Here is a 24,010-nt window from a genome sequence, read left to right on the forward strand (position 1 = left end):
CTGGATGGAATGCAGGGAGCGGCATGATGCTGAGACTGGTGTTGTCCACGATAATGCTCGCCGCCGCAACGGGTGGCGTTTATGCTCAGGATCGTCCGCAGGTCAGCCAGTGTCAGCTGATCGCCGAGAACCTTCCGAATGTCCAATATGCCAACTTCACGCCTCCGGCCTCGGGCGCTCCCGCGCTGACGCTGGCGCAGGTCCAGGAGGACGTGGTGATCACCTTTGTCGGTCACTCCACCTTCCAGATCGACACGCCCGGCGGAATTTCGATCGCGACCGATTTCAACGGCTGGCTCAGAACGTCCAGGACGCCTGATGTCGTGACCATGAACAAGGCCCATTCCAGCCATTACACGCTCAACCCCGATCCGGCGATCGGTGCCGTGCTGCATGGATGGAATGATGCGCAGCCCGGAGAGGCCATCCAGCATCGGCTGGTGGTGGGCGATGCCTATATCCGCAATATCTCGACCGACATTCGCAGTTGGGGCGGCACCATGGAGCCGAACGGCAACTCGATTTTCGTCTTCGAGGTTGCGGGCCTTTGCATCGGTCATCTGGGACATCTGCATCATGAATTGACCGATACCCATTACGGCGAGATCGGCCGCCTCGATATCGTCATGGTGCCGGTCGATGGCGGTCTGACGCTCGGCGCGGACAGCATGAGCCGGATCGTCAAACGGCTCCGTTCGGCCGTCATTCTGCCCATGCACCGTCGGGGTCCGCCGATCGAAACCTTCCTGTCGATGTTCGACGACAGTTTCGATACGCAGATTTCCGAGAACCGCGGCTTCACCGTATCCATGCGGACCTTGCCGAAGAAGCCGCTGATCCTCGTTCTTCAGGGGGTCTAGTCCCCCCCTCAGTCACTTCAGGCGAAGCGGACCTCGCGGTGCACGCCGACATCCGGCATCTTTTCGTCGCTCATATTGGCCTTGGCGATCTCCCAGCCGAACTTGAGCGAACTGCTGGTCGAGGCCCAGATCTCGCCGTCATCCAGCTTGAGTTCCAGAAGGGTGAGCTTCGGATCGGACTTTCCGCCCTCGTACCAGGCCGCGACGACCGAATTCCAGTATTCATCGATCTTCGCCGGGTCCTTGTTTTCCGTCAGCGTCCCGGCAAGGCAGGCATGATAGTCATGATCCTTGCCGACGACGCAAAAGTGCGCGCGGCTGCCGGGACGCAGGGCCTGCACTAGGTGGCTGTCGGTCTTGGTGAAGAACCAGATGGCGTTGCGCTGGCGATCGGCATTCGGCGCCATGGGCTGCATATGCATGTTGCCACCCATCAGGCCGAGCATGCCGGCATGGATATCATCGATCTCGTCCCAGAGCTGTTGTACGGGATTTTCCTTGGCTTCGGTGAAGCTTGCCATATCGTCTATCTCCCTGACGTTTTTCCATGGCAGCAACGAGTTCAAGGAGGAGTTGTTCCTGAGCGTGTGACCGGCCATGGCAACGGCGGATGGGCTTGAACCGGGCGGGGTTCGCCCGTATAAGGCGGCCATTCCCAACATTTAGACCTGATCAGGGGTGCCATGGCTGGCCATTCACAGTTCAAAAACATCATGCACCGCAAGGGCAAGCAGGACGGTATCCGTTCGAAGATGTTCTCGAAGCTTGCGCGCGAAATCACCGTGGCGGCAAAGACCGGTCTGCCTGACCCGGCCATGAACGCTGCTCTGCGCCTTGCCGTGCAGAACGCCAAGGCGCAGTCGATGCCGAAGGACAACATCGAGCGCGCCATCAAGAAGGCATCCGGTGCCGACGCCGAGAGCTATGACGCGATCCGCTACGAAGGCTACGGCCCGGGCGGCGTTGCCATCATCGTCGAGACGCTGACCGACAACCGCAACCGCACCGCATCCTCCGTGCGCTCGACCTTCTCGAAGGCCGGCGGTGCGCTCGGCGAAACCGGTTCGGTTTCCTTCTCCTTCGACCATGTCGGCGAGATCACCTACAAGGCCTCCGTTGGCGACGCCGACAAGGTCATGGAGGCGGCGATCGAAGCCGGCGCCGAAGACGTCGTTTCCGACGAAGACGGTCACACCATCTACTGCGCGTTTGAAGACATGAACGAGGTGTCGAAGGCGCTTGAAGCAGTTCTCGGCGGCGCAGAATCGGTCAAGGCGATCTGGAAGCCGCAGAACACGATCCCGGTTGACGAGGAGAAGGCGCAGTCGCTGATGAAGCTCATCGACACGCTGGAAGACGACGACGACGTGCAGAACGTCTATTCGAACTTCGAAGTCTCCGACGAAGTCATGGCCAAGCTGTCGGCCTGAGGGTCGCCACATCTTTCCACAAACAGAAAGCCCGGCTGCGATCGCAGCCGGGCTTTTTGCATTCCGTCTTCATTCAGGCGGTGGATATCCCTGTCAGGCTGCCGCGCTGCGGACGCTGGCGATGACGTCAACCAGGCCGTTGACGATGCGCTCGACCTGTTCACGATCGTCGCCCTCGGCCATGACGCGGATCAGCGGCTCGGTGCCGGATGGGCGGATGACGAGGCGGCCGGACTTGGCAAGCTCGGCTTCGGCATCGGCGATCGCCTGCTTGACCATCACATCTTCCAGCGGCTTGCCGCCGGAGAAGCGGACGTTGCGCAGGAGCTGCGGGACCGGTTCGAAGCGATGGCAGATCTCGCTGACCGTCTTGCCGGTGCGCTTCACCGCCGCGAGGATCTGCAGCGCCGCGACAAGGCCGTCGCCGGTGGTGCCGTGATCGGCCAGCACGATATGGCCGGACTGTTCGCCGCCGACGTTGAAGTCGTGGCTGCGCATATGTTCGACGACGTAGCGGTCACCGACCTTGGTGCGCGCGAGCGTCAGTCCCTTGTCGCCCAGGAAGCGTTCGAGGCCGAGGTTCGACATGACGGTCGCGACGATACCGCCGCCGCGCAGCATCTGATCCTGCGCCCAGGTTTCCGCGATGACGGCCATCAGCTGGTCGCCGTCAACGACGGTGCCGTTCTCATCGACGATGATCACGCGGTCGGCGTCGCCATCGAGCGCGATACCGATGTCGGCGCGGGTCTCGTGGACCTTCTTCTGCAGCGTTTCAGGATGGGTCGAGCCGCATTCCAGGTTGATGTTGGTGCCGTTCGGCTCATCGCCGATCGTCACGACTTCGGCGCCGAGTTCCCAGAGCGCCTGTGGTGCGACCTTGTAGGCGGCCCCGTTGGCGCAGTCGATCGCAACACGGAGCCCATGCAGTGTCACGTCGCGGGGGAGGGTGCGCTTGGCGAATTCAACATAGCGATCGTGGACGCCATCGATACGCTTGGCGCGGCCGATGTCGTTCGGGGCTGCGAGCTGGCCGTAAAGGTCCTTTTCCAGCAGTTCCTCGATCTGCTGCTCCAGCTCGTCCGAAAGTTTGTAGCCATCGGGGCCGAAGAGCTTAATGCCATTATCGGCAAAGGGATTGTGCGAGGCCGAGATCATCACGCCGAGGTCGCAGCGCAGCGAGCGCGTCAGCATGGCCACAGCAGGTGTGGGGATCGGGCCGAGAACGAAGGCGTCGAGGCCGGCGGCGGTGAAGCCAGCGACCATGGCGTTTTCCAGCATATAGCCGGAGAGGCGCGTATCCTTGCCGATCACAACGCGATGGCGGTGGCCGCCGCGACGGAAGATCGTGCCGGCGGCAATACCCACACGCATCGCAAGATCCGGGGTCATGGGGAAGCGGTTGGAAAGGCCGCGAATGCCATCCGTGCCGAAGTAACGACGTGTCATCTGTGTTCCTTCAAGTCCATTCCTGTACCGGTCGCTGCGTTTGCTCAGCCATGAGCCATTTCGCAGCGCGCCGCATTCGGCTGCTCATGCCATAGAATGCGGCTCAGAACACGTAAAATAGCGCTAAAATACATTACACGGCGTTACCAGGGATGCAGTCTTCCACGGAATTCTGGGCCGTCGAACTATTGAAACGAAAAAGGCCACCGCGCGGGTGGCCTTTCCGATGTGTCATGGCAGGCGCTTAGTGCGGCTGCGGCTCAAGTCCGCCTTCGGGTTCGCCACCCTTCGGCACGTCCTTGCGGCCGGTCGAGGGGACCGCAGAGCCACGGCTTGGCGTGCTGTCATCGCCGCTGTCGCGGGACGGCTTTTCGCCACGGATCAGGGCCTTGATCTCTTCGCCGGAGAGCGTTTCGTATTCCAGTAGACCTTCGGCGATCGCCACGAATTCATCGTGGTGGTCGGTCAGAATGCGGCGTGCCTCGGTATAGGCTTCGTCGATCAGGCGACGGACTTCTGTGTCGATCTTCTGGGCGGTCGATTCAGAGACGTTGCGCGTCTGCGAAACGGAATGGCCGAGGAAGACTTCCTGCTGGTTCTCGCCATAGGCGACGTGACCGAGGATATCGGAGAAGCCCCACTGGGTGACCATGGCGCGCGCCAGCTTGGTGGCCTGCTCGATGTCGGAGGAGGCGCCCGAGGTGATGTTCTCCTTGCCGAAGGTCAGTTCTTCCGCAACGCGTCCGCCCATCATGATGATGAGGCGCGAGACCATCCACTTGTAGCTCATCGAGTAGCGATCGCCCTCGGGGAGCTGCATGACCATGCCGAGCGCACGGCCGCGCGGAATGATCGTCGCCTTGTGCAGCGGATCGGCTACCGGCACCTTGAGTGCGGTGATCGCATGGCCGGCTTCGTGATAGGCGGTCAGCTTCTTTTCAGCTTCGGTCATGGCCGAGGAGCGGCGTTCCGCGCCCATCATGATCTTGTCCTTGGCGTCTTCGAATTCCTGCATGGTGACCACGCGCTTGTTGCGGCGTGCGGCCATCAGGGCTGCTTCGTTGACGAGGTTCATCAGATCGGCACCGGAGAAGCCGGGCGTACCACGGGCGAGAACCTTGAGATCGACATTCGGCGCCAGCGGCACGTTGCGGGCGTGGACCTTGAGGATACGCTCGCGGCCGATGATGTCGGGGTTGGGAACGACGACCTGACGGTCGAAACGGCCCGGACGCAGAAGAGCAGGATCGAGAACGTCGGGACGGTTGGTCGCGGCGATCAGGATGATGCCTTCATTGGCCTCGAAGCCGTCCATTTCGACGAGCAGCTGGTTGAGGGTCTGTTCGCGTTCGTCGTTACCGCCGCCGAGACCGGCGCCACGATGGCGACCGACGGCGTCGATTTCGTCGATGAAGATGATGCAGGGAGCGTTCTTCTTCGCCTGTTCGAACATGTCGCGGACGCGGCTTGCACCGACACCGACGAACATTTCAACGAAGTCCGAACCGGAGATCGTGAAGAAGGGCACGTTGGCTTCGCCGGCGACCGAGCGGGCGAGCAGGGTCTTACCGGTACCCGGAGGGCCAACGAGCAGTACGCCGCGCGGGATCTTGCCGCCGAGACGCTGGAACTTCTGCGGATCGCGCAGGAATTCGACGATTTCTTCGAGGTCCTGCTTGGCTTCGTCAACGCCTGCAACGTCATCAAAGGTGACGCGGCCGTGCGCTTCGGTGAGCAGCTTCGCCTTGGACTTGCCAAAGCCCATGGCGCCGCGCGAGCCGCCCTGCATCTGGCGCATGAAGAAGAGCCAGACGCCGAGGATCAGCAGCATGGGGAGGAGCGTGCCGATATAGCTCAGGAAGCCCGAGGAGCCATCCGTTTCCGGACGGGCGACGATCATCACGTTCTTGGCTTCCAGCTTGGTCAGCAGGTTGTCGTCGACAACCGGCGCATAGGTCTGGAAGGCGGTGCCTGTCTCGACATATTTGCCGAGGACGCGGTTGCCGGTGACCGTGACCTCACGAACGCGTCCCGCATCCACTTCCCGGAGGAACTGCGAATACGGCACCTCGCTCGAGGCCGTCTGAGACGGTGAGGTCTGGAACATGCTGAAAAGCGCGATCAGCAACAGAGCGATGATCGCCCAGAGCGCGAAATTGCGAAAATTTGGGTTCATTGAACTCCCCGAACCTGTGTTGCGGACCGAAGCCCCGCAGAATTATTCCCTAACATAGGAGCGCACCGCACCCTTGCCAAGGCAAACGCACTGTCGCAGATCGTTTTCCGTCAATAAGTCTTAAATCGCACATTGAGGGGTGGGATCCGCGCCGATCAACCGGGCGATCACATCCGCCAGTGGCTGGTCGAAGCAAGGCATGAATTCGGCATACAGCGAAAGGCGCGGTCTCACGTCGATGCCGTCACCGGAATTGACGGAAACTCCCTGCATACCAAGGAGTTGAGGCTGGTTTCCTGTCTGCGCCGAACGGATTGCGCCCGGGAGTGCGGGTCCGATTTCTGCGGCGGGGCCGGCGGAGATGGTGATCTCGCCGGCACTTTGATTGATGATCGCAAAGCGACCATCCCAATCGCCCTTGCCGCCCGGTGGCAGGTGCAGCGGCAAAAAACCGCGCCTTTCCCGAACCAGAAATAGGTCATGGCGGCGGCGAACGATCAGCGTCCCGGCCAAAGTCAGGCGAAAATCCACGTCGTTGTCGAGCGCGGCGCTCAGGCGCTCAAGGCTTGTAGTGCCGGGGCGGTGCGGTCTGCCACCGAGGACGGCGATCAGCGTTGCCAGCGCATGATTGCGTGGCTCCGGTGCCGGCCTATCTGCGCCGCCGAGCGAGATCGTCACGAGTTGACCTGGACCCTGGCTTGCACTCCGTTCCAGCCAGAATGCCGCTGCGGCTGAGAGGTTGCACCGCTCCCGTGCTGCCTCTGCGATCGTCTCGGAAGCGATCTCTGGCGCCGATTGACGGGTCCTGACGCGCTCATAGCGAGGATCGTCGTTGCTAGGGTCATCGATCCAGGTTTGACCATGCGCCTGGAGGCGGGCGCGAATCGTCGCGCGGCGGCTGCGCAGGAATGGTCTCAGCACCCACAGGCGGGCGTCATACAGGGTTGCCGGTGCCATGCCGGCGAGGCCCAGGGCACCATCAACGGAACGGTCCGCACGCATGGCGACTGTCTCGATCTGATCATCGAGCGTGTGTCCCGTAAGGATGACCTCGGCCTTCAGCAGATCTGCGCTATGCGCCAACAGCCCATATCGCGCTTTGCGTGCGGCGGCCGGAAGGCCGGTTTTCGGTTTGTCGCCGGTCCAGGATGCGATGTGATGCGGGATGCCGAGTTCCTGGCAGATCTGCGCGACATGGCGGGCTTCCAGGGCGGATTCCGGTCTCAGGCCGTGATCGACGGTCGCTGCGCAAAGGGAATGGGGAAGGGCGGTGCCCCGTCTGTCGATCGCCTGTTTCAGGAGCAGGAGAAGTCCGAGCGAATCGCTGCCACCGGAGACGGCGGCCAGAAGGTGCGTGGGTCGGAGAAGGGAATTCAGAAAGTCTTCGATCGCCGCTTCGGGCGAGAGTTCGGGCAGGGACGAGGCTGCCGCGAGCGGGGCGGCCATCAGCAGCTGAGGCGCTTCTGTTCGCTCGCGACCTTGGAGACGACGGCGCGGGAAGCCTTGGGGTAGCGCTTGGAGACTTCGCGCAAGGTGGCGCAGGCGGTCTCGGTATTGTCGAGGGCGGCCAGCGACATGCCGAGCTTCAGCAGCATTTCGGGCGCCTTGGGCGATGTGTTGTAGGTCTGGTGGGCATTGAGGAAGGTCTTGGCCGCCTCGTTGTAATTGCCCTGGGAGTAGAGGGCTTCTCCGAGCCAGAAGTGGGCATCGGCGATGCGCGAGCTGCTCGGATAGGCGGCGATGAAGTCGCGGAATTCGCTTTCGGCCAGCGTGTAGTCGCCGGAGAGAACATGGGCATAGGCGATCTGGTAGACGTCGCTCTCCGAATTGAGCGAAGCCGTCTGCTGGGGCGGGTTCGGTGGGACGGCGACGCCCGTGTCGACGCCTGGCAGGCTGCTGCTCGCGCTGTTGTTCAGGGCGTCCTGGTTCAGCGTGGCCGTCACCGGCATGCCGTTTTCGTCCAGCGCAATGGAGCCGAGCGTCTGCTCGCCGGGCGCCGTGCCCGGGGTCTCGATCGTGCCGGAAGCGTCGGCGGTTACGCCGACGTCCGGAGTTTCGGTGATGATTTCGGCAACCGAATCCTGCTGAGCACCTGCAGTGGCAGGACGGGTCAGGGAACCGCTCTTCTTTTCGAGATCCTGGAAGCGGAACTCGTTGTCTTCCTGTTGCTTGCGCATCTGCTCCTGCATCTGCAGCAGCTGGAAGCTCATCTCTTCGATACGGCCGTTCAGTGCCCGGATTTCTTCCTCCAGCTGCTGAACGCGCAACGAGGGATCCGCGCCCTGTGTCATGTAGACCTGGCCGCGAGGATCCTGGCTCGACGGTTGCTCGGCTGCCTTCTGCTGTCCGAAGATGGGTGGCAGGGTGATCTGGAAGGCGTTTGCCGTTCCATGCAGACCCGTCAGCGAGGCCGTCGCTAGCAGAGCGGCCATCACAAGTTTGTTCATGTTCCTTCTTCCTGTTTTCGCGACGATTTGCGCCGAACCAGCGCCGACAGGAGTTTTCCCAATTGCCTGCAAAAAGCAACCAAGTTCGGCCAAAGTAAGGAGAAAAGTAAAAGGCGACCCGAGGGCCGCCTTCACGTGGTGGTGATCGTCGGGCGGACCCGATTACATGCCTGCGCCACCGAGAACAGTGACGGCGCGACGGTTCTGCGACCAGCAGGAAATGTCGTCGCAAACGGCTACCGGGCGTTCCTTGCCGTAGGAGATCGTCTTCATGCGCTGGGCCGGAACGCCACGCGATGCCAGATAGTCGCGCGTGGCGGCGGCGCGGCGCGCACCGAGTGCCAGGTTGTATTCGCGGGTACCGCGCTCGTCGGCATGGCCCTCGATCGTGATGGCGTAGTTCGGGTACTGCTGCAGCCACTGAGCCTGACGGTCGAGCGTCTGAGCGGCATCGGCGCGGATCGAGGACGAATCGGTGTCGAAGAAGATGCGGTCGCCGACATTGACGGTGAAGTCCTGGGTCGAGCCCGGGGTTGCTGCGCCAGCACCGGCGCCGAGGCCGAGTTCACCGGCGCTGTTCGGCAGGTTCTTCTTGTTGGCGCAGCCTGCCAGCGCAAGTGCTACGGCAAAGGCCACCATGGCCGGATTGGTTGCCATCTTCTGCAGGCGGCTCTTGGCCGGGGAATGAATGCGGCTCATCGCCGGTCTCCTTGAATTCTCTGTTAGGGTTGCCGGACCATAACCAATCGCGGTTAACCGGCTTCGAACAATCATGGTTAAGAAAGGGTCAATTCCTGCTTCCGAAGCCGGAATTGAAGGCCGTTTGCGGCGAGAAAGGGGCACGAATGCGCCCCTTTTCGATCACTATTCCATCAGTGGCGACCAGGCCGGGTCTGACGCGAAGGAAGGTGTCTTCACCTGCTGCTCGTTGTAGCCCGTGAGGTCGATCGAGTAGAGCTGCGGACCGCCGGCACCGGCATTCTGGCGGAAGAACATCAGTACGCGGCCATTCGGTGCCCAGGTCGGACCTTCGTTGTGGAAGCCGGTGGTGAGGATACGCTCGCCCGAACCGTCGGTCTTCATCACGCCAATCGAGAACTTGCCACCCGACTGCTTGGTGAAGGCGATGAGGTCGCCGCGCGGAGACCAGACGGGCGTTGAATAAGAGCCGTCGCCGAAGGAGATGCGGCGCTGACCGGAGCCATCGGCGTTCATCACATAGAGCTGCTGACGCCCGCCACGGTCGCTTTCGAAAACGATCTGGCTGCCATCGGGCGAATAGGAGGGCGAGGTGTCGATCGCCGCCGTCGAGGTCAGGCGGGTCGTGGTGCGCGACCTCAGGTCCATCGTGTAGATGTTGGCATTGCCGTCCTGCTGCAGGCTCATGATCACCCGCTGGCCATCCGGCGAGAAGCGCGGGGCAAAGGTCATGCCGGGGAAATTGCCCACGACCTCACGTGCTCCGGTTTCCAACTGCAGCAGATAGACGCGCGGCTGGTCGCCCTCGAAGGACATGTAGGTGATTTCCTGGCGGCTCGGCGAGAAGCGCGGCGTCAGAACGATGTCGTTGCTGTTGGTCAGCATCCGCAGGTTCTCGCCGTCCTGATCCATGATCGCGAGCTGGCGCTTGCGGTCGGTCTTCGGGCCGCTTTCGGACACGAAGACGATGCGCGTGTCAAAATAGCCCTTTTCGCCGGTGATACGCTCATAAATCGCGTCCGCGATCATATGAGCGACGCGGCGCCAGTTGCGCGGATCGGTGAAGAACTGCTGGCCGGTCATCTGCTGGCCGCCATAGGTATCCCAAAGTCGGAACTCGGCGCGCAAACGACCATCCGGCTCGCGAACAATGCGCCCGACGACAAGGGCTTCGGCCTTCAGGACCGTCCAGTCGGCAAAGCGCGGCGGCTGATCCGGGTTCTGGATGTTTTCGATGAAGGCTGATCGGTTGACCGGTGCAAACAGGCCAGAGCGCCGCAGGTCCGCTTCAACGACAGCCGAAATCTGGGCGCCGATACCATCGGCCGAGATAAAGTCGGTAATGGCGATCGGCAGCGGCTGGACGTTACCTCTATTGATGTTGATCTCGACGGTTGCGTTTGCGGGCGCCACGAAGGCACCTGCCAAGCCGGCACAGACCAGCAGAAGTCGGAGGAGGAGAGTTTTCATGCTTACCAAGCCTTTCAGCTCTTACATCAGTTCGCTGGGGTCGAAGTTGACGACAACTTCGGACCACGCGTCGTATTTGTCCGGGGGAAGATTGGTGAAGGGAGCGGACTTGCGCACGGCGCGCACGGCGCCGCTCATCAGCACCTGTTGTGCCTGTGGAGATCCGCCGGACGCGGTTGCCTCGGGTTCGCCGATCAGCGCCCCGTTCTGATCGAGGCGGAAGGTGACGCGGATACGGACATCTGCCGCATCGGCCATGCCGGGGGTGATCAGCCAGTTTTCCTGGATGATGCCGCGCAGCGCATCGAGTTCACTCTGGCTGAGCGTGGAGCCGCCCGTGTCCGTCTCGCCGCCCAGGGCTTCCTGGTCGGTCGATCGGCGCGCGCCACCGCCGGCCGCATCCGTCTTGTTGAGAAGTGCTGCCACCTCGTCTGCGTTGAAGTCGCTTTCCATCTGCGGCTTGGACTTCGCGGTCTCCTGAGCCTTGGTGTCCGTCTTGGCGTCGGGCTTGGGGGCCGGCTTCTTTTCTGCCGGCTTGGCGAGCTCGGGCTTCGGGCGGGCAGCCGGGATCGGCGCCTGCTCGGGCAGCGGGATTTCTTCTGCGACGGTCTCTTCCGGCGGCGCTTCTTCGGCCGGTGGAGTTTCCGGTTCCGGTGGCGGAGCCGTCTCTTCCTTGACGATCTCCTTCACCTCGTTCGCCTTGGGATCCGGCGTAGGCGCGGGCGTCTCGACTTTCTTGGGTGCGGCCGCCACTTCCTGTTCGACCGGGCGCTGTGACGGGGTCGGCGGCGATTTCAGATCGACTTCGTTGTCGCCGAAGTGCTCGGCCGGTTCGGCGATCGGCGGCTTCTTGGTCGGAACCGGAGCGGATTTCTCCGCCAGCGGCGCGTCCTTCGAGCCCTTCTGGATCTGCGTGAATTCTTCGATCGGCACGATGTCGACAGGCAAGGTTTCCATCGGCGCCATTTCCAGCTTTGCGGGCGAGCCAAGGCTCACCAGCGCTGCGGAGAGCGCCAGTCCGTGCACAAGCGAGGATGCGAAGAGGCTGCCCTTCATGTCCGTCCGATCAGTTCTGCTGTTCCTGCAGGGTCACGAGACCGATATTGGTAAAGCCGGCGGCCGAAATCCGCGCCATGACCTGCATGACGATGCCATAGGTGGCGGCGGTATCGGCGCGCACGAAAATGCGTTCATTGTAGCCGGTGGTGGCGATTGCCTGCAGCTTCGGCACGACTTCCTCGATCGGAATGGCCGTTTCCTGCAGATAGATTTCGCCGGCCGGATTGACCGAGACGGTAATCGGCTGGTTTTCGCTGCTCATCGCCTTGGCCTGGGTCTGCGGCAGGTCGATCGGCACGCCGACCGTCATCATCGGTGCCGCAACCATGAAGATGATCAGGAGCACGAGAACGACGTCGACGAAGGGCGTGACGTTGATTTCGCTGACAAGCGTACGCTTGCCGCCGCGACGTCCGCGACGTCCTCCGCCACCACCACCATTACCGACCGACATACCCATGATGCGTCTCCTGCCTTCCGGGCCTTACTGTGCCGCCTGGCGGGGCTGCAGCTTCTCGTCGATCTGACGGGAAAGAATGGCCGAAAACTCGTCTGCAAAGCCTTCCATGCGCGCCGACAGCTTGCCGGCTTCGCCGGAGAACTTGTTGTAGGCGATAACGGCGGGAATAGCTGCGATCAGGCCAATGGCGGTCGCGAGCAGCGCTTCGGCGATACCAGGCGCAACGACCGCAAGGCTTGCATTGTTGGAGCCGGCGATGGCCTGGAACGAGGTCATGATACCGATGACGGTTCCGAACAGGCCGATGAAGGGACCGGCAGAGCCGATGGTGGCGAGCGACGACAGGCGCGATTCAAGCGCCTCGGACTCACGGGCCATGGTGACGTCCATGGCGCGGTCGATACGCATCTGCAGGCCGATCGGCGAACGGGCACCGCGCTCGAAGCTCTTCTTCCATTCGCGCATGGCGGCGACGAAGATGGCTGCGAGACCGGTGTTGTTGCGCTCGGCGAGCGTGCGGTAGAGCTCTTCCAGGGACTGGCCTGACCAGAAGACCTGTTCGAACTGATCGAACTGGCGGCGGGCGCGGGCAAAGCTCAAATACTTGTCAATGACGATCGCCCAGGTCCAGACGGAGGCGACCAGAAGTCCGATCATGACGAGCTTGACGATCAGGCCTGCCTGCATGAAGAGGCCCCAGAGGCTCACGTCATGCACTGCTGCTGCCATTCCAACTTGTTCCATCGCCTTCAATTCCCCGAAATCCAAACGCCCGGTGGGTTGGACCGGGCGACGACATGAGCTCAACTGGTGGAAAACTTGCGCGGTCGCTGCCGCCGAAACCCTTTTCCCGCCTTAGCTCCCAGACTGCTTCTGGTATGAAAATTTGGTCAAAGGAAGGCGTGCGCTGCACAAACTTCCTAGCTCGGAGTAAGACGCGATTAAGGTTAAAAAGGGGTTACCGGAGGCCTTGATCAGGGCTTTGTGACATCATGCGAGGAACTGGCGGGCGAGGTCTTCCGGAAGACGGCGTGGCCGGCCATTGCGGTTGACGACGGCGATCACGACCTTGGCGGCGATCAGCAGCAGGTCATCGCGACGGATCTCCTGTTGCAGGACCATCTTCGCCCCGCCGGCCTTTTCCGTTCGGGTCACGACGCCGATGACATCGTCCATGCGGGCAGGGGCCTTGAAGTCGATCTCCATGCGGTGAACCATGAAGGCAAGGCCTTCATCGGAGCTGGCAAAAAGATCCGACTGCTCGACGCCGAGGCAGCGCAGATAATCGGTGCGGGCGCGCTCCATGAAATGCAGGTAACGGGCATGATAGACGGCGCCGGAAAAGTCGGTGTCTTCGTAATAGACGCGCTGGGTGAGGTGGTGCACGCCGTCGATGATTTCGCCGGAGAGGGAAATGGATCTTGTCTCGCCCACGCTTTGTCCTCGCTGATATCAGGCGGCACCTAGCAGAAGCCACAGGGCGAAACCAGTCTCAGCTCTGTTTCTCGTCGAGATCGCCGTCATGCCAGACGATATGCTTCGGTGCGGTCGGCAAGGATTCGATCTCGTCCGCAATGAAGTAGGGAGGAATATCCAGGGCGTTCAGGGCTTGCCGTGTCGCCGGCACCCATTTGAATTCGAGGCTGTTCTTGCCGTCCTCGTTGCGGTGGATAATGTCTGCCGGATGGAAGGGGAAGTGGTCCGGGATCTCCATCCGGTAGTAAAGGCCGAGTTCATGCCAGGCCTTGCCCTCGTAATCGAAAAAGTTCTCGACGATCCAGAGCAGCGGGCCGACCACTGCCTCGACGCCCAGTTCCTCCTGCATTTCGCGCACAAGTGTTTCCGTCGAGGTCTCGCCGATCTCGGCCCGGCCGCCGGGAAATGTCCAGAAACTCTCGTGGGTGGCGCGATGGACGAGCACGTGGCCATCGCGGAAGGCGAGGCCAGCAATGCGATGGTTGAAGCGCCGCTTGCCGTCCTTGATGGTGATGAGAGTGCGTCTGGACACTGTCTCAATCATCCTCAAGCGTCAGCCGGAATTGTGCCGCCTCGAGGTCCTTTGGTGGCGTCATGCCGAGGTGCTTCCAGGCGGTCGCCGTCAGCACGCGACCGCGCGGGGTGCGCTGGATGAAACCCTGCTGGATCATGTAAGGCTCGATGATATCCTCGATGGCGTCGCGCGGCTCGGAGAGGCCTGCCGCGATGGTTTCGATGCCGACGGGGCCGCCGCCAAAATTCACCGCGATCATCGAGAGATAGCGCATGTCGAGCTGGTCGAGGCCCATATTGTCGACGTTCAGCCGCGTCAGCGCCGCGTCGGCGATCTCTCGGGTTACCGCTTCGGCACGGGCCACTTCGGCGAAGTCACGCACACGGCGCAACAGGCGGCCAGCGATGCGCGGGGTGCCGCGGGCGCGTCGGGCAACTTCGCGTGCGCCGTCCTCGGTCATCGGCAGGTTCAAGAGGCGGGCGCCACGGCGGACGATCGATTCCAGTTCCTCGACCGTGTAGAAATTCAACCGCACAGGAATGCCGAAGCGGTCGCGCAGCGGGGTGGTCAGAAGGCCGAGACGGGTGGTGGCGGCAACGAGGGTGAATTTCGACAGATCGATCTTCACCGAACGGGCGGCCGGCCCTTCGCCGATGATCAAGTCGAGCTGGAAATCCTCCATGGCCGGATAGAGGATTTCCTCGACGGCGGGGCTCAGGCGATGGATCTCGTCGATGAAGAGAACGTCGCGCTCTTCGAGATTGGTCAGAAGGGCCGCGAGATCGCCAGCCTTGGCGATCACAGGGCCTGATGTCGAACGGAAGTTGACGCCGAGCTCCTTGGCCATGATCTGGGCCAGCGTCGTCTTGCCGAGGCCGGGAGGGCCGACGAAGAGCACGTGATCCAGCGCTTCGCCCCGGTTCTTCGCGGCCTCGATGAAGATCTTGAGATTGGCGCGTGCTTCCGCCTGCCCGGTGAAATCGTCGAGCGACTGCGGGCGGAGTGCCGCATCGAGGTCTTCCCCCTTTTTTTCGGGCGAGAGGATGGGGTTGTTGGTCATCATGCGAGAAGTTCCATGCCGGGCACGCGGGAGGCGGCGCGTTTGTCGAAGGTCTTTATGGAGGCGCAGCCTTCTTGAAGAGATCGGGCCGCAATCAAGGCGTCGGCGAAGTCTGCATTCTTCTGGTCGACCTGCCGCAGCGCCTTTACGACGAGGTCGTGGCTTTCGACGGTCAGGCCCCGGACCTGTAGCAATTTCGCGATCGCCGTCGAGGCTTCGCGTCTGCCGTAGCCAAGTTGCGAGCGTAATGCCCAATCCAGTTCCAATACGCAGATCAGGGGGAGAAAGGCGAGGTAGTCCTTTCCAAGCCCTTCGGCAAAACGCAGAGCCAGACGCCGTTGATCCGGATCGTCATTGGTTAGAAGCCGGATCACGATGTTGGTATCGAGGCCGAGGAGTGTCATGCCGCAAGATCCGAGGGATCGTCACCCCCGGTGGAGAGTGCGTTTGCGCCTGCCGCCCGCACCACCGCTTCGTCGATCTCCTCCACTGTGGCCCGTCCGTTTGGCGGATTGCCGAGAAAACCGGCCAGATCCTTGAGGTCGATGTTCTTGGGAGTGATGACAATTTCGCCGTCGACCACGCTGTAGACCAACTGATCGCCGGGACTGAGATTGAGCAGCTCACGCATTTCTTTGGGAATGGTGATCTGACCTTTGGCAGACATGGTGACTTCCCATACTTTCATCAGAGTCTCCGACGTTTATATGTTTTTCCAACTTTATCAGAAATGTCGGAATGAGACAAATTCGGAGGACAACTCACCGCGACAGCTCCTTCAGCCCCAACCGGATCAGCTTGGCGCTATCAGCACCTTCGCCGCCGTTCTTCAAGGCGGCTGCGATGGCGTTTGCAGCCTGATCACGGGAATAGCCGAGATTGGTGAGCGCTGAGACTGCATCGGCGACGGGCGCGGAGGCCACACCTTCGCCGAGTTCTTGCTTGAGGCCGATATTGGCGGCGGCTTCGCCGGCAAAGGCGGGGGCCTTGTTCTTCAGTTCGGTGACGAGACGCAGCGCAACCTTTGGTCCAACGCCGGGAGCGCGGGAGATCGCAGCCTTGTCCTGCAGCGCGATCGCATTGGCGAGTTCCGACGGGGTGAGGGTGGAAAGCACAGCCAGCGCCACCTTGGCCCCGACGCCCTGGACGCTCTGCAGGATGTTGAACCATTCGCGCTCCAGCGCGCTCAGGAAGCCGAAGAGTTTCAGCTGATCTTCGCGGACATAGGTTTCGATGAAGAGCACGACCGCCTCGCCGGCCGAGCCGATACGCGACAGCGTTCGCGACGAGCAGTGGGCGACGTAGCAGACGCCGTGCACGTCGACGAGAACATAGTCGTCGCCAATCTCGTCAATGGTGCCTTTGAGTTTGCCGATCATGGATGCGTCCGTCGCGTTACAGGGGATGGGTGTCGGGGGAGATGATCTCGAGATCGGGGAAGTAGCTGCGATAGCCTTTTGGATCCCGGGTCAGGATCTTGTGACCCCGAATGGCGGCATGGGCCCCGATCAGGAAATCCGGCAGCACGCGCTCACGTCTCCCGCCTGCGAGACGGTAGATCCTGAATGCCACGCCAGCTGCGAAAGCGGCTGCCCAGGGGAGGCTTTCGCGATGGAAATCCGAAACCGGCAGGAGGGCGTCCACGCTATCGCGATCGGAGTATCGAACTGAAAACTCCGAATAGATGATCGGATTGATTACAAGCGGCTCGTCGCGCGCCAGACGCAAGAGCTGGCCGCGAGACCAGCTAAGCCATTTCGGATCGCGCACGGCCACATCAACGAGCACGTTCGTATCGACGAGTACCGCCATAACCTAGCGGTCCCGTGTGATTTGCATCAGAGCATCTGCGTCAACATCCTGATCGCCTGTGCCTTCCAGCCGCGAGAGCGTCTCCATCAGTCCAGCTAGACGCTGATTTTCCCTGAGAGCCTGCGCCCCGTTCTTGGGCGCAAGCATCAGCCGGCCGTCCTCGACGGTGAATACGACTTCGGAATTTGGCTCTATACCAACCAGTTCGCGCAGATCGCGGGGAATGGTCACCTGGCCCTTGGATGTGACTCGCATGTTTGCCTCCAATGCAGTAAGAATAAATCCTACCATCGGAACAAGTCAAGAACAAATCAGGCGGAGGCGAGGACCTTGCGCATCCTGTCACCGCCGCGATTGTGGGCGTGGCAGATGGCGATGGCGAGTGCGTCGGCGGCGTCATTGCCCTTGAATTCGGCCTTGGGCATCAGGATCTTCAGCATCATGTGGATCTGCTGCTTTTCGCCATGGCCGACGCCGATGACGGACTTCTTCACGGCATTCGGCGCGTATTCGGCAACCGGCAGGCCGGCACGGGCAGGGACCAGCATGGCAATGCCGCGCGCCTGACCGAGCTTCAGCGTTGCCACCGCATCCTTGTTGACGAAGGTCTGCTCGACGGCTGCCTCATCGGGCTTGTAGGTGTGGACGACATCGGCCAGCCCGTCATGCAGCTGGCAGAGGCGGGAGGCCAGATCCATGTCGCCATCGGAGGTCACCGTGCCTGAGGCAACGAAGCGCAGCGAGTTGCCCAGCGTCTCGATGACGCCCCAGCCGCAGCGGCGGAGGCCCGGGTCAATGCCGATGATGCGAATCGTAGAGGTCATGGAGAGATCCTAGTGCAGTTCTCATCCGATGTGCCAGCCAAATGTGAACAAAACAAAAACAAAAGAAGTGATGAAATTTAATGTTCGTCACCTCTTGGGTGCGCGATCCCGCAAGACTACATGAAGGGTTCACCGTCCGAAGGCCTGAAAAAAGATGATACCGTTTTCCATTCTCGACCTCTCTCCCGTTGCCGAAGGCCACACTGTTCGCGAAGCGCTGGATGCCTCGCGAAGGCTGGCACAGGTGGCTGAGAAAAGCGGATATCAGCGTTTCTGGCTCGCCGAGCATCACGGCATGCCCGGCATTGCCAGCGCCGCGACCACGCTTGTGATGTCCCATGTTGCGGCGGGGACCGAGACGATCAAGGTCGGTTCCGGCGGGATTATGCTGCCAAACCACGCGCCGCTCATCATTGCCGAACAGTTTGGAACGCTGGAGGCGCTCTATCCTGGGCGGATCGAACTTGGTCTCGGCCGCGCGCCGGGAACGGATATGCGCACGGCGCGCGCCCTCCGACGCAATATGGAAGCCGGCGCTGAGACTTTCCCGCACGATATTCTTGAGCTGCAACGCCTGCTCGGGGAGCCGGACGATGAGGGCGGACTGATTGCCGTTCCCGGGATCAAGAGCCATATTCCGATCTGGCTCCTGGGGTCCAGCCTCTATAGCGCGCATCTGGCGGCGGCGCTGGGACTGCCTTACGCCTTCGCGTCGCATTTCGCGCCCGATCAGCTTCTCGATGCCGTCGCTATCTATCGCGAACGCTTCCAGCCGTCTGCGGATCTGCAAAAGCCCTATGTTATGGTCGGCGTGATGGCAGCGATGGCCGATACGGACCCTGAGGCCGCGCGTCTCTTCACCTCGGCGCAGCAGCAGTTCGTCAATCTGCGTCGCAATGTCCGACGTCCGTTCCCGCGTCCGGTCGAGACGATGGAGGGGATGTGGACGGAGATCGAGCGCATCGGCGTCGAGCATACGCTGCGCTACGCAATCGTCGGATCGCCCGAAACGGCTGCGGACAAGCTCGAGCGCTTTATCGCTGAGGTTCGTCCCGACGAACTCATTGTTTCGACGCCCTTGCACAATCTCGAAGCCCGTCTGCGGTCCGTCGAGCTGTTCGCGGGGCTGCGTGAGCGTGTTGCTCAGCCGGTGTGAGAATACGTCTCAAGCACGCATCGTTTGAAACGTGATTTACCAATTCTGTTTGTGAGCTGATGCTCCCCCGGGCTTCCATGGGCTTTGTTTTGGGGATTGACGGCACCGTGACAGTATCACGGTAAGCAAATGAATAATGACTAGAGTTAAGATCTGTAGTTAATCCCAACTTAACCTTTGCGCTCCATTATCTGTCCCAATTCAGGATGTCAGGCGTGAGACAGCCTGACGCGACAACGCTGGGACTTGGAGTATCCTGTCATGACGAAAACCATTCTTGCCGCGGCAACGGCTGCCTTGCTCGCCAGCTCGGCTGCCTATGCTGCCGATGTTTATCAGCCTGAGCCGCAGCCCGTTTATGTCGATGCACCGGAAGTTGCCGTGGCCGAAGCCTCTGGCTGGTACCTGCGCGGCGACCTCGGCTACAGCTTCAACAAGCTGCGCGGCGCAAACTATTTCCAGGGCAGCAACGACAACAAAGTTGATTTTGCCACGTCGTCGATCAAGGACAGCTTCTGGCTCGGCGCCGGTGTCGGTTACCAGATCAACAGCTATCTGCGCTCTGACCTGACCTTCGACTACCTCTTCGATTCCGAGTTCGCCGGCTCTACCCGGGGATCTTGTGGTGTTGCGACCGCTTGTACATCGCGCGACATCACCAGCATGCGCGCCTACACGCTGATGGCCAACGCCTATGTCGATCTGGGCACCTATGCCTATTTCACCCCCTATATCGGCGGTGGTATCGGTGGCTCCTATGTGAAGTGGGACAAACTTCGCAATACATCTTGCGCGGACAACAATTCTTCCAACTGCGACGCGACCGTCGAGCATGAAGGCAAGGGCAGCTGGCGCTTCGCCTACCAGCTTATGGCCGGCGCCTCGATCGACGTGACCTGCAACGTCAAGGCTGATGTCGGCTATCGCTTCCGCCACACCGCAGGCGGCGACATGTTCGGCTACGCCCTCAACGGCGGTCCGGGCTATGACAAGGGCTTTACCAGCCACAGCCTGCATGCCGGCGCACGTTACGTGTTCGGCGGCTGCGAAACTCCGGTTGCCTATGAGCCGCCGCCGGAACTGCCGGTCTACAAGTAAGCTCGATTTCAGGATCGATACAAAGGGCTGCCTTCGGGCGGCCCTTTTTCGTTTCAGCAGCCATCAGATGACGCGGCGCGGACGGAACAAAAATTTTGCTCTAAGCGACGCCACCCCGCTTGACTGGATTCGTCGACAAGAGTAATTCCGACGGCGGGACACCTCTCCCCAACGAGAGGCTAATTACCTGGAAGGGTATCTATATGGCTGATGTGATCGCCCCCGCCGCGCGTCCGGCAAACTCTCATTTTTCGTCTGGCCCCTGCTCGAAGCGTCCCGGTTGGTCGCTCGACGCGCTTTCCGATGCCCCGCTCGGTCGTTCGCACCGCGCCAAGGTTGGCAAGGAAAAGCTGAAACTGGCCATCGACCTGACCCGCGAAATTCTCAACGTTCCCGCTGACTACCGCATCGGCATTGTTCCGGCCTCCGATACGGGCGCCGTCGAAATGGCCATGTGGTCGCTGCTCGGCGAGCGCGGCGTTGACATGCTCTCCTGGGAGAGCTTCGGCGCCGGCTGGGTCACCGATGTGGTGAAGCAGCTGAAGCTTGCCGATGTCCGCAAGTTCAATGCCGATTACGGCCTTCTCCCGGACCTGACGCAAGTTGATTTCGACCGTGACGTGGTCTTTACCTGGAACGGTACGACCTCGGGCGTTCGCGTCGCGAATGCCGATTTCATCCCTGCGGATCGCAAGGGCCTCACCATCTGCGACGCAACCTCGGCAGCCTTTGCCCAGGACATGGACTTCTCGAAGCTCGATGTCACCACCTTCTCCTGGCAGAAGGTGCTGGGCGGCGAGGGCGGTCACGGCGTGATCATCCTGTCCCCGCGCGCTGTCGAGCGTCTGACGACCTATGTTCCGGCCTGGCCGCTGCCGAAGATCTTCCGCATGACCTCGGGCGGCAAACTGATCGAAGGGATCTTTGTCGGCGAGACGATCAACACGCCGTCGATGCTGTGCGTCGAAGACTATATCGATGCCTTGAAGTGGGCGAAGTCGATCGGTGGCCTTGAGGCTCTGATCGCGCGGGCCGATGCCAATGCCAAGGTCATCTTCGATTTCATCGAAAAGAACGACTGGATCGCCAATCTCGCCGTTGATCCGGCGACGCGCTCCAACACCTCGGTTTGCGTCAAGATCGTTGACCCTGAGGTCACGGCACTCGATGCCGACGCCCAGGCCGCCTTTGCCAAGGGCATTGCCACCATTCTGGAAAAGCAGGGTGTCGCCTATGACATCGGTGCTTACCGTGATGCGCCGGCCGGTCTGCGCATCTGGGCCGGTGCCACGATCGAGACTGCTGACATGGCTGCTCTGATGCCCTGGCTCTCCTTCGCCTATGAGACGCAGAAGGCGTCTCTGGCCAAGGCTGCTGCCTGATCCTGGATCATAACGGCTCCGCCTGACGGGCGGAGCCCCGCAATTCTTATCATTCCATTCAAACGAACTCTCTCATAGGAGGCCTCGTCATGGCACCTCGCGTTCTCGTCTCCGACGAACTCTCGGAAACCGCCGTCCAGATCTTCCGCGATCGTGGCGTCGAAGTCGATTTCCAGCCGAAGCTCGGCAAGGACAAGGAAAAGCTCGCCGAAATCATCGGCAAATATGATGGTCTGGCCATCCGTTCCGCCACCAAGGCGACGGAAAAGCTGATCGCTGCCGCGACCAACCTCAAGGTCATCGGCCGCGCCGGCATCGGCGTTGACAATGTCGATATCCCGGCGGCCTCCAAGCGCGGCATCATCGTGATGAACACGCCCTTCGGCAATTCGATCACGACGGCGGAACACGCCATCGCCCTGATGTTCGCCGTTGCCCGCCAGCTGCCGCAGGCCGATGCCTCGACCCAGGCCGGCAAGTGGGAAAAGTCGAAGTTCATGGGTGTCGAGATCACCGGCAAGACGCTCGGCGTTATCGGCGCCGGCAATATCGGCGGCATCGTCTGCAAGAAGGCGATCGGCCTTGGCATGTCCGTCATTGCCTATGACCCCTTCCTCTCGGCTGAACGTGCTCAGGAGATGGGTGTCGAGAAGGTCGAGCTCGACGACCTTCTCGCGCGTGCTGACTTCATCACGCTGCACGTGCCCATGACCGACAAGACCCGCGGCATCCTCGGCAAGGAAAACATCGCCAAGACGAAGCCCGGCGTGCGCATCATCAATTGCGCTCGTGGCGGTCTGGTCGATGAGGCAGCTCTGGCTGAAGCCATCAAGTCCGGCCATGTCGCCGGTGCCGGCTTCGATGTTTTCGAGGTCGAGCCCGCGACCGAAAGCCCGCTCTTCGGCCTGCCGAACGTCGTCTGCACCCCGCATCTTGGTGCATCCACCACGGAAGCCCAGGAGAATGTCGCGCTTCAGGTCGCCGAGCAGATGTCGGACTATCTGATGAAGGGTGCCGTCTCGAATGCCATCAACATGCCGTCGATCACGGCTGAGGAAGCGCCGATCCTGAAGCCCTTTATCCGTCTTGCCGACGTGCTCGGCTCGTTTGCCGGCCAGATGACCGAGAACCCGATCAAGGAAATCGAGATCCTCTATGATGGCGTGACCGCCGGCATGAACACCAAGGCGCTCACCTCGGCGTTGCTGGCAGGCCTGATCCGTCCGCTGGTGGCCGACGTCAACATGGTCTCTGCGCCGATCATGGTGAAGGAGAAGGGCATCATCGTCTCCGAGGTGAAGCGCGACAAGACCGGCGTCTACGACGGCTATATCAAGCTGACGATCACGACGGAAAAGCAGACCCGCTCGGTTGCCGGTACCGTCTTCTCGGACGGGAAGCCGCGTTTCATCCAGATCAAGGGCATCAACATGGATGCCGATGTCGGTCAGAACATGATCTACATCTCCAACACCGACGTGCCCGGCATGATCGGCTTCATGGGCACGACGCTCGGCAATGCGAAGGTCAACATCGCGAACTTCCAGCTCGGTCGCGACAAGGAAGGCGGCGATGCGATTGCGCTTCTTTATGTCGACGGTCCCGTCGAGCAGGCAGTTCTCGACCAGCTGACCGCCAATCCGGCGATCAAGCAGGCCAAGCCGCTGGTGTTCAACGTCGACTGATTGATGTCGCTTGCGATGGACCCGCCGCAGCTTACGTTGCGGCGGGCTTTTTTGTGTTGACGTCACCTGGCGTCAGCGCTGGCTGACGGGGATCAGGACGGCGTTGACCTTGCTGGAAACACGCACGCTCTTGGCCACCGCCTCCTTCGGCAGGGCAAGCACGACCGTTGCGGTTGCCGACCGCTGATCACCGACCTCGTGGACCACGGGCTTATCGGCCAAGATCACGCCGTCGTCTTTATCGGTGACCTCCACGAGGATCGAAGTCGGATCCAGCGGGGCAAGGCCCGGCTTTCGCGCGATCACCACATGTATTTCCGGTTGGCATGTATCCTCGTTGACCGTCTGGTACGCAGCGAGGATGTAGTCGTCAGAAGCAATCGGGATGGTCTGGGGGAGTGGCTCTGACATGACAGCCTCGCGCTCCATCGCAATCGTGGTCTCGCCGTTGACAGTCCATTCCTTACTGACAAGAACCTTGTTGCTGTCCGCCGTATCTATCAGTGTACCTTTGAAACTCAAGGCGATCTTGTAGGTCTTGCCTTTCTCGACATTGTTAAAGCCGGGAGCGTCGAACATGAAGTAACTGCAGCCGTCTGCCTGGCTGGGGGTATACTTGTCGTAGCTGTCTCCGACACGGCTGCGATAGCCATAGGCACGGACCCCTGGCGCGCGTCCGGGAGGGCAGCCGTCCTCGAAGAAACTGTCCTTGTCGAGAAACACCTCGCCGCACAGGCGATGGGCGAGCTTGGACCCGTCCACCTTGAATTCGCCTTTGACATATTGTCGGTACTCGCCGTCCGCGCATTTGCCGGTGAACGTCGCGGTGTTGGAGAATTCACCGGCAAAACGCTGTCCGACCACCTGTGGCGCCACATTGCCGGCAGGCGTGGTAAATTGGCTGAAGCCAACCATTTGATCCTCCTGGTCTTGATTGGGGTTGGTGACAAGGA

Annotated in this window: 26 protein-coding genes; 6 read left to right on the forward strand and 20 right to left on the reverse strand. The window is 61.3% G+C overall.

What is annotated here, in order from left to right; genetic code table 11:
* The first annotated feature begins 23 nt into the window (after positions 1–23).
* On the forward strand, positions 24–860 hold the full coding sequence (locus AC1PUL_RS02625; protein WP_480466489.1) for an MBL fold metallo-hydrolase: 837 nt from the start codon (positions 24–26) through the stop codon (positions 858–860).
* Positions 861–877: 17 nt separating this feature from the next.
* On the opposite strand, the gene AC1PUL_RS02630 is transcribed toward AC1PUL_RS02625, so the two are convergent.
* A complete protein-coding gene (locus AC1PUL_RS02630) occupies positions 878–1,381 on the reverse strand; it encodes a pyridoxamine 5'-phosphate oxidase family protein (protein WP_480466490.1) in 504 nt (167 codons plus the stop codon).
* Positions 1,382–1,543: 162 nt separating this feature from the next.
* Here AC1PUL_RS02630 and AC1PUL_RS02635 point away from each other — a divergent pair, with 162 nt between their 5' ends.
* Positions 1,544–2,290, forward strand: coding sequence for a YebC/PmpR family DNA-binding transcriptional regulator (locus tag AC1PUL_RS02635; RefSeq protein ID WP_298467364.1), 747 nt, complete (start codon positions 1,544–1,546; stop codon positions 2,288–2,290).
* Positions 2,291–2,383: 93 nt separating this feature from the next.
* Here AC1PUL_RS02635 and glmM read toward each other — a convergent pair whose 3' ends face one another.
* The 18 genes from glmM to ruvC all read right to left on the reverse strand — a co-directional run bounded on the left by glmM (position 2,384) and on the right by ruvC (position 17,736).
* Positions 2,384–3,739: a phosphoglucosamine mutase gene (glmM, locus tag AC1PUL_RS02640; RefSeq protein WP_480466491.1), complete on the reverse strand. Its 1,356-nt coding sequence runs from the start codon at positions 3,737–3,739 to the stop codon at positions 2,384–2,386.
* 244 nt (positions 3,740–3,983) lie between these two features.
* The gene (gene ftsH / locus AC1PUL_RS02645) at positions 3,984–5,915 is read right to left on the reverse strand and encodes an ATP-dependent zinc metalloprotease FtsH (RefSeq protein ID WP_480466492.1); all 1,932 of its coding nucleotides are present in this window, start codon (positions 5,913–5,915) and stop codon (positions 3,984–3,986) included.
* A gap of 120 nt (positions 5,916–6,035) precedes the next feature.
* A complete protein-coding gene (gene tilS, locus AC1PUL_RS02650) occupies positions 6,036–7,361 on the reverse strand; it encodes a tRNA lysidine(34) synthetase TilS (RefSeq protein ID WP_480466493.1) in 1,326 nt (441 codons plus the stop codon).
* A complete protein-coding gene (ybgF, locus tag AC1PUL_RS02655; RefSeq protein ID WP_480466494.1) occupies positions 7,361–8,362 on the reverse strand; it encodes a tol-pal system protein YbgF in 1,002 nt (333 codons plus the stop codon). The genes tilS and ybgF overlap by 1 nt, the downstream gene beginning before the upstream one ends.
* A gap of 162 nt (positions 8,363–8,524) precedes the next feature.
* Positions 8,525–9,061, reverse strand: coding sequence for a peptidoglycan-associated lipoprotein Pal (gene pal / locus AC1PUL_RS02660; protein WP_480466495.1), 537 nt, complete (start codon positions 9,059–9,061; stop codon positions 8,525–8,527).
* 165 nt (positions 9,062–9,226) lie between these two features.
* Positions 9,227–10,531: a Tol-Pal system beta propeller repeat protein TolB gene (gene tolB / locus AC1PUL_RS02665; RefSeq protein WP_480466496.1), complete on the reverse strand. Its 1,305-nt coding sequence runs from the start codon at positions 10,529–10,531 to the stop codon at positions 9,227–9,229.
* A 21-nt stretch (positions 10,532–10,552) separates the two neighbouring features.
* On the reverse strand, positions 10,553–11,587 hold the full coding sequence (locus tag AC1PUL_RS02670; protein WP_480466497.1) for a cell envelope integrity TolA family protein: 1,035 nt from the start codon (positions 11,585–11,587) through the stop codon (positions 10,553–10,555).
* 10 nt (positions 11,588–11,597) lie between these two features.
* The gene (tolR, locus tag AC1PUL_RS02675) at positions 11,598–12,050 is read right to left on the reverse strand and encodes a protein TolR (RefSeq protein ID WP_298467342.1); all 453 of its coding nucleotides are present in this window, start codon (positions 12,048–12,050) and stop codon (positions 11,598–11,600) included.
* A gap of 24 nt (positions 12,051–12,074) precedes the next feature.
* Entirely contained in the window at positions 12,075–12,794 is a 720-nt protein-coding gene (gene tolQ, locus AC1PUL_RS02680) for a protein TolQ (protein ID WP_298467339.1), read from the reverse strand.
* A 246-nt stretch (positions 12,795–13,040) separates the two neighbouring features.
* The gene (ybgC, locus tag AC1PUL_RS02685; protein ID WP_480466498.1) at positions 13,041–13,484 is read right to left on the reverse strand and encodes a tol-pal system-associated acyl-CoA thioesterase; all 444 of its coding nucleotides are present in this window, start codon (positions 13,482–13,484) and stop codon (positions 13,041–13,043) included.
* A gap of 58 nt (positions 13,485–13,542) precedes the next feature.
* Positions 13,543–14,058 carry an NUDIX hydrolase gene (locus AC1PUL_RS02690; RefSeq protein ID WP_480466499.1) on the reverse strand — a complete coding sequence of 172 codons (516 nt, stop codon included), beginning with the start codon at positions 14,056–14,058 and terminating at the stop codon, positions 13,543–13,545.
* 4 nt (positions 14,059–14,062) lie between these two features.
* Positions 14,063–15,103, reverse strand: a complete 1,041-nt coding sequence (ruvB, locus tag AC1PUL_RS02695; protein WP_185808904.1) for a Holliday junction branch migration DNA helicase RuvB — start codon at positions 15,101–15,103, stop codon at positions 14,063–14,065.
* Positions 15,100–15,504 (reverse strand): PIN domain-containing protein, encoded by a 405-nt coding sequence (locus AC1PUL_RS02700; RefSeq protein ID WP_480466500.1) that lies wholly within the window; start codon positions 15,502–15,504, stop codon positions 15,100–15,102. Before AC1PUL_RS02700 ends, ruvB begins: the two co-directional genes overlap by 4 nt.
* Positions 15,501–15,788 (reverse strand): AbrB/MazE/SpoVT family DNA-binding domain-containing protein, encoded by a 288-nt coding sequence (locus AC1PUL_RS02705; RefSeq protein ID WP_480466501.1) that lies wholly within the window; start codon positions 15,786–15,788, stop codon positions 15,501–15,503. The genes AC1PUL_RS02700 and AC1PUL_RS02705 overlap by 4 nt, the downstream gene beginning before the upstream one ends.
* Before the next feature lie 73 nt (positions 15,789–15,861).
* Complete coding sequence (gene ruvA / locus AC1PUL_RS02710; protein ID WP_480466502.1) at positions 15,862–16,479, reverse strand: Holliday junction branch migration protein RuvA; 618 nt, start codon at positions 16,477–16,479, stop codon at positions 15,862–15,864.
* A gap of 16 nt (positions 16,480–16,495) precedes the next feature.
* Entirely contained in the window at positions 16,496–16,912 is a 417-nt protein-coding gene (locus tag AC1PUL_RS02715) for a type II toxin-antitoxin system VapC family toxin (RefSeq protein ID WP_480466503.1), read from the reverse strand.
* Between the two features lie 3 nt (positions 16,913–16,915).
* Complete coding sequence (locus tag AC1PUL_RS02720) at positions 16,916–17,167, reverse strand: AbrB/MazE/SpoVT family DNA-binding domain-containing protein (protein ID WP_480466504.1); 252 nt, start codon at positions 17,165–17,167, stop codon at positions 16,916–16,918.
* Positions 17,168–17,223: 56 nt separating this feature from the next.
* The gene (gene ruvC, locus AC1PUL_RS02725) at positions 17,224–17,736 is read right to left on the reverse strand and encodes a crossover junction endodeoxyribonuclease RuvC (protein ID WP_480466505.1); all 513 of its coding nucleotides are present in this window, start codon (positions 17,734–17,736) and stop codon (positions 17,224–17,226) included.
* 154 nt (positions 17,737–17,890) lie between these two features.
* Here ruvC and AC1PUL_RS02730 point away from each other — a divergent pair, with 154 nt between their 5' ends.
* The 4 genes from AC1PUL_RS02730 (at position 17,891) to serA (ending at position 23,057) form a co-directional block, all read left to right on the forward strand.
* A complete protein-coding gene (locus tag AC1PUL_RS02730) occupies positions 17,891–18,892 on the forward strand; it encodes an LLM class flavin-dependent oxidoreductase (protein WP_480466506.1) in 1,002 nt (333 codons plus the stop codon).
* A gap of 261 nt (positions 18,893–19,153) precedes the next feature.
* Complete coding sequence (locus AC1PUL_RS02735) at positions 19,154–19,990, forward strand: outer membrane protein (RefSeq protein ID WP_480466507.1); 837 nt, start codon at positions 19,154–19,156, stop codon at positions 19,988–19,990.
* Between the two features lie 203 nt (positions 19,991–20,193).
* Positions 20,194–21,372, forward strand: coding sequence for a phosphoserine transaminase (locus AC1PUL_RS02740; protein WP_480466508.1), 1,179 nt, complete (start codon positions 20,194–20,196; stop codon positions 21,370–21,372).
* 89 nt (positions 21,373–21,461) lie between these two features.
* Positions 21,462–23,057, forward strand: a complete 1,596-nt coding sequence (gene serA / locus AC1PUL_RS02745) for a phosphoglycerate dehydrogenase (RefSeq protein ID WP_480466509.1) — start codon at positions 21,462–21,464, stop codon at positions 23,055–23,057.
* A 72-nt stretch (positions 23,058–23,129) separates the two neighbouring features.
* Here serA and AC1PUL_RS02750 read toward each other — a convergent pair whose 3' ends face one another.
* Positions 23,130–23,972 (reverse strand): hypothetical protein, encoded by an 843-nt coding sequence (locus AC1PUL_RS02750; protein WP_480466510.1) that lies wholly within the window; start codon positions 23,970–23,972, stop codon positions 23,130–23,132.
* Positions 23,973–24,010 lie beyond the last annotated feature (38 nt).

This window comes from Rhizobium sp. P43 (genome assembly GCF_056730705.1).

Coding starts and splice junctions, on each gene's coding strand:
- AC1PUL_RS02635 (WP_298467364.1), top strand. CDS start 1,544: ATGGCTGGCCATTCACAGTTCAAAAACATCATGCACCGCAAGGGCAAG.
- tolQ (WP_298467339.1), bottom strand. CDS start 12,794: ATGGAACAAGTTGGAATGGCAGCAGCAGTGCATGACGTGAGCCTCTGG.
- tolR (WP_298467342.1), bottom strand. CDS start 12,050: ATGGGTATGTCGGTCGGTAATGGTGGTGGTGGCGGAGGACGTCGCGGA.
- AC1PUL_RS02730 (WP_480466506.1), top strand. CDS start 17,891: ATGATACCGTTTTCCATTCTCGACCTCTCTCCCGTTGCCGAAGGCCAC.
- AC1PUL_RS02740 (WP_480466508.1), top strand. CDS start 20,194: ATGGCTGATGTGATCGCCCCCGCCGCGCGTCCGGCAAACTCTCATTTT.
- ruvB (WP_185808904.1), bottom strand. CDS start 15,103: ATGATGACCAACAACCCCATCCTCTCGCCCGAAAAAAAGGGGGAAGAC.
- serA (WP_480466509.1), top strand. CDS start 21,462: ATGGCACCTCGCGTTCTCGTCTCCGACGAACTCTCGGAAACCGCCGTC.
- ybgF (WP_480466494.1), bottom strand. CDS start 8,362: ATGAACAAACTTGTGATGGCCGCTCTGCTAGCGACGGCCTCGCTGACG.
- AC1PUL_RS02750 (WP_480466510.1), bottom strand. CDS start 23,972: ATGGTTGGCTTCAGCCAATTTACCACGCCTGCCGGCAATGTGGCGCCA.
- tilS (WP_480466493.1), bottom strand. CDS start 7,361: ATGGCCGCCCCGCTCGCGGCAGCCTCGTCCCTGCCCGAACTCTCGCCC.
- tolB (WP_480466496.1), bottom strand. CDS start 10,531: ATGAAAACTCTCCTCCTCCGACTTCTGCTGGTCTGTGCCGGCTTGGCA.
- ruvC (WP_480466505.1), bottom strand. CDS start 17,736: ATGACCTCTACGATTCGCATCATCGGCATTGACCCGGGCCTCCGCCGC.
- glmM (WP_480466491.1), bottom strand. CDS start 3,739: ATGACACGTCGTTACTTCGGCACGGATGGCATTCGCGGCCTTTCCAAC.
- AC1PUL_RS02625 (WP_480466489.1), top strand. CDS start 24: ATGATGCTGAGACTGGTGTTGTCCACGATAATGCTCGCCGCCGCAACG.
- ftsH (WP_480466492.1), bottom strand. CDS start 5,915: ATGAACCCAAATTTTCGCAATTTCGCGCTCTGGGCGATCATCGCTCTG.
- ruvA (WP_480466502.1), bottom strand. CDS start 16,479: ATGATCGGCAAACTCAAAGGCACCATTGACGAGATTGGCGACGACTAT.
- AC1PUL_RS02735 (WP_480466507.1), top strand. CDS start 19,154: ATGACGAAAACCATTCTTGCCGCGGCAACGGCTGCCTTGCTCGCCAGC.
- AC1PUL_RS02670 (WP_480466497.1), bottom strand. CDS start 11,587: ATGAAGGGCAGCCTCTTCGCATCCTCGCTTGTGCACGGACTGGCGCTC.
- AC1PUL_RS02700 (WP_480466500.1), bottom strand. CDS start 15,504: ATGACACTCCTCGGCCTCGATACCAACATCGTGATCCGGCTTCTAACC.
- AC1PUL_RS02715 (WP_480466503.1), bottom strand. CDS start 16,912: ATGGCGGTACTCGTCGATACGAACGTGCTCGTTGATGTGGCCGTGCGC.
- AC1PUL_RS02720 (WP_480466504.1), bottom strand. CDS start 17,167: ATGCGAGTCACATCCAAGGGCCAGGTGACCATTCCCCGCGATCTGCGC.
- AC1PUL_RS02630 (WP_480466490.1), bottom strand. CDS start 1,381: ATGGCAAGCTTCACCGAAGCCAAGGAAAATCCCGTACAACAGCTCTGG.
- pal (WP_480466495.1), bottom strand. CDS start 9,061: ATGAGCCGCATTCATTCCCCGGCCAAGAGCCGCCTGCAGAAGATGGCA.
- AC1PUL_RS02705 (WP_480466501.1), bottom strand. CDS start 15,788: ATGAAAGTATGGGAAGTCACCATGTCTGCCAAAGGTCAGATCACCATT.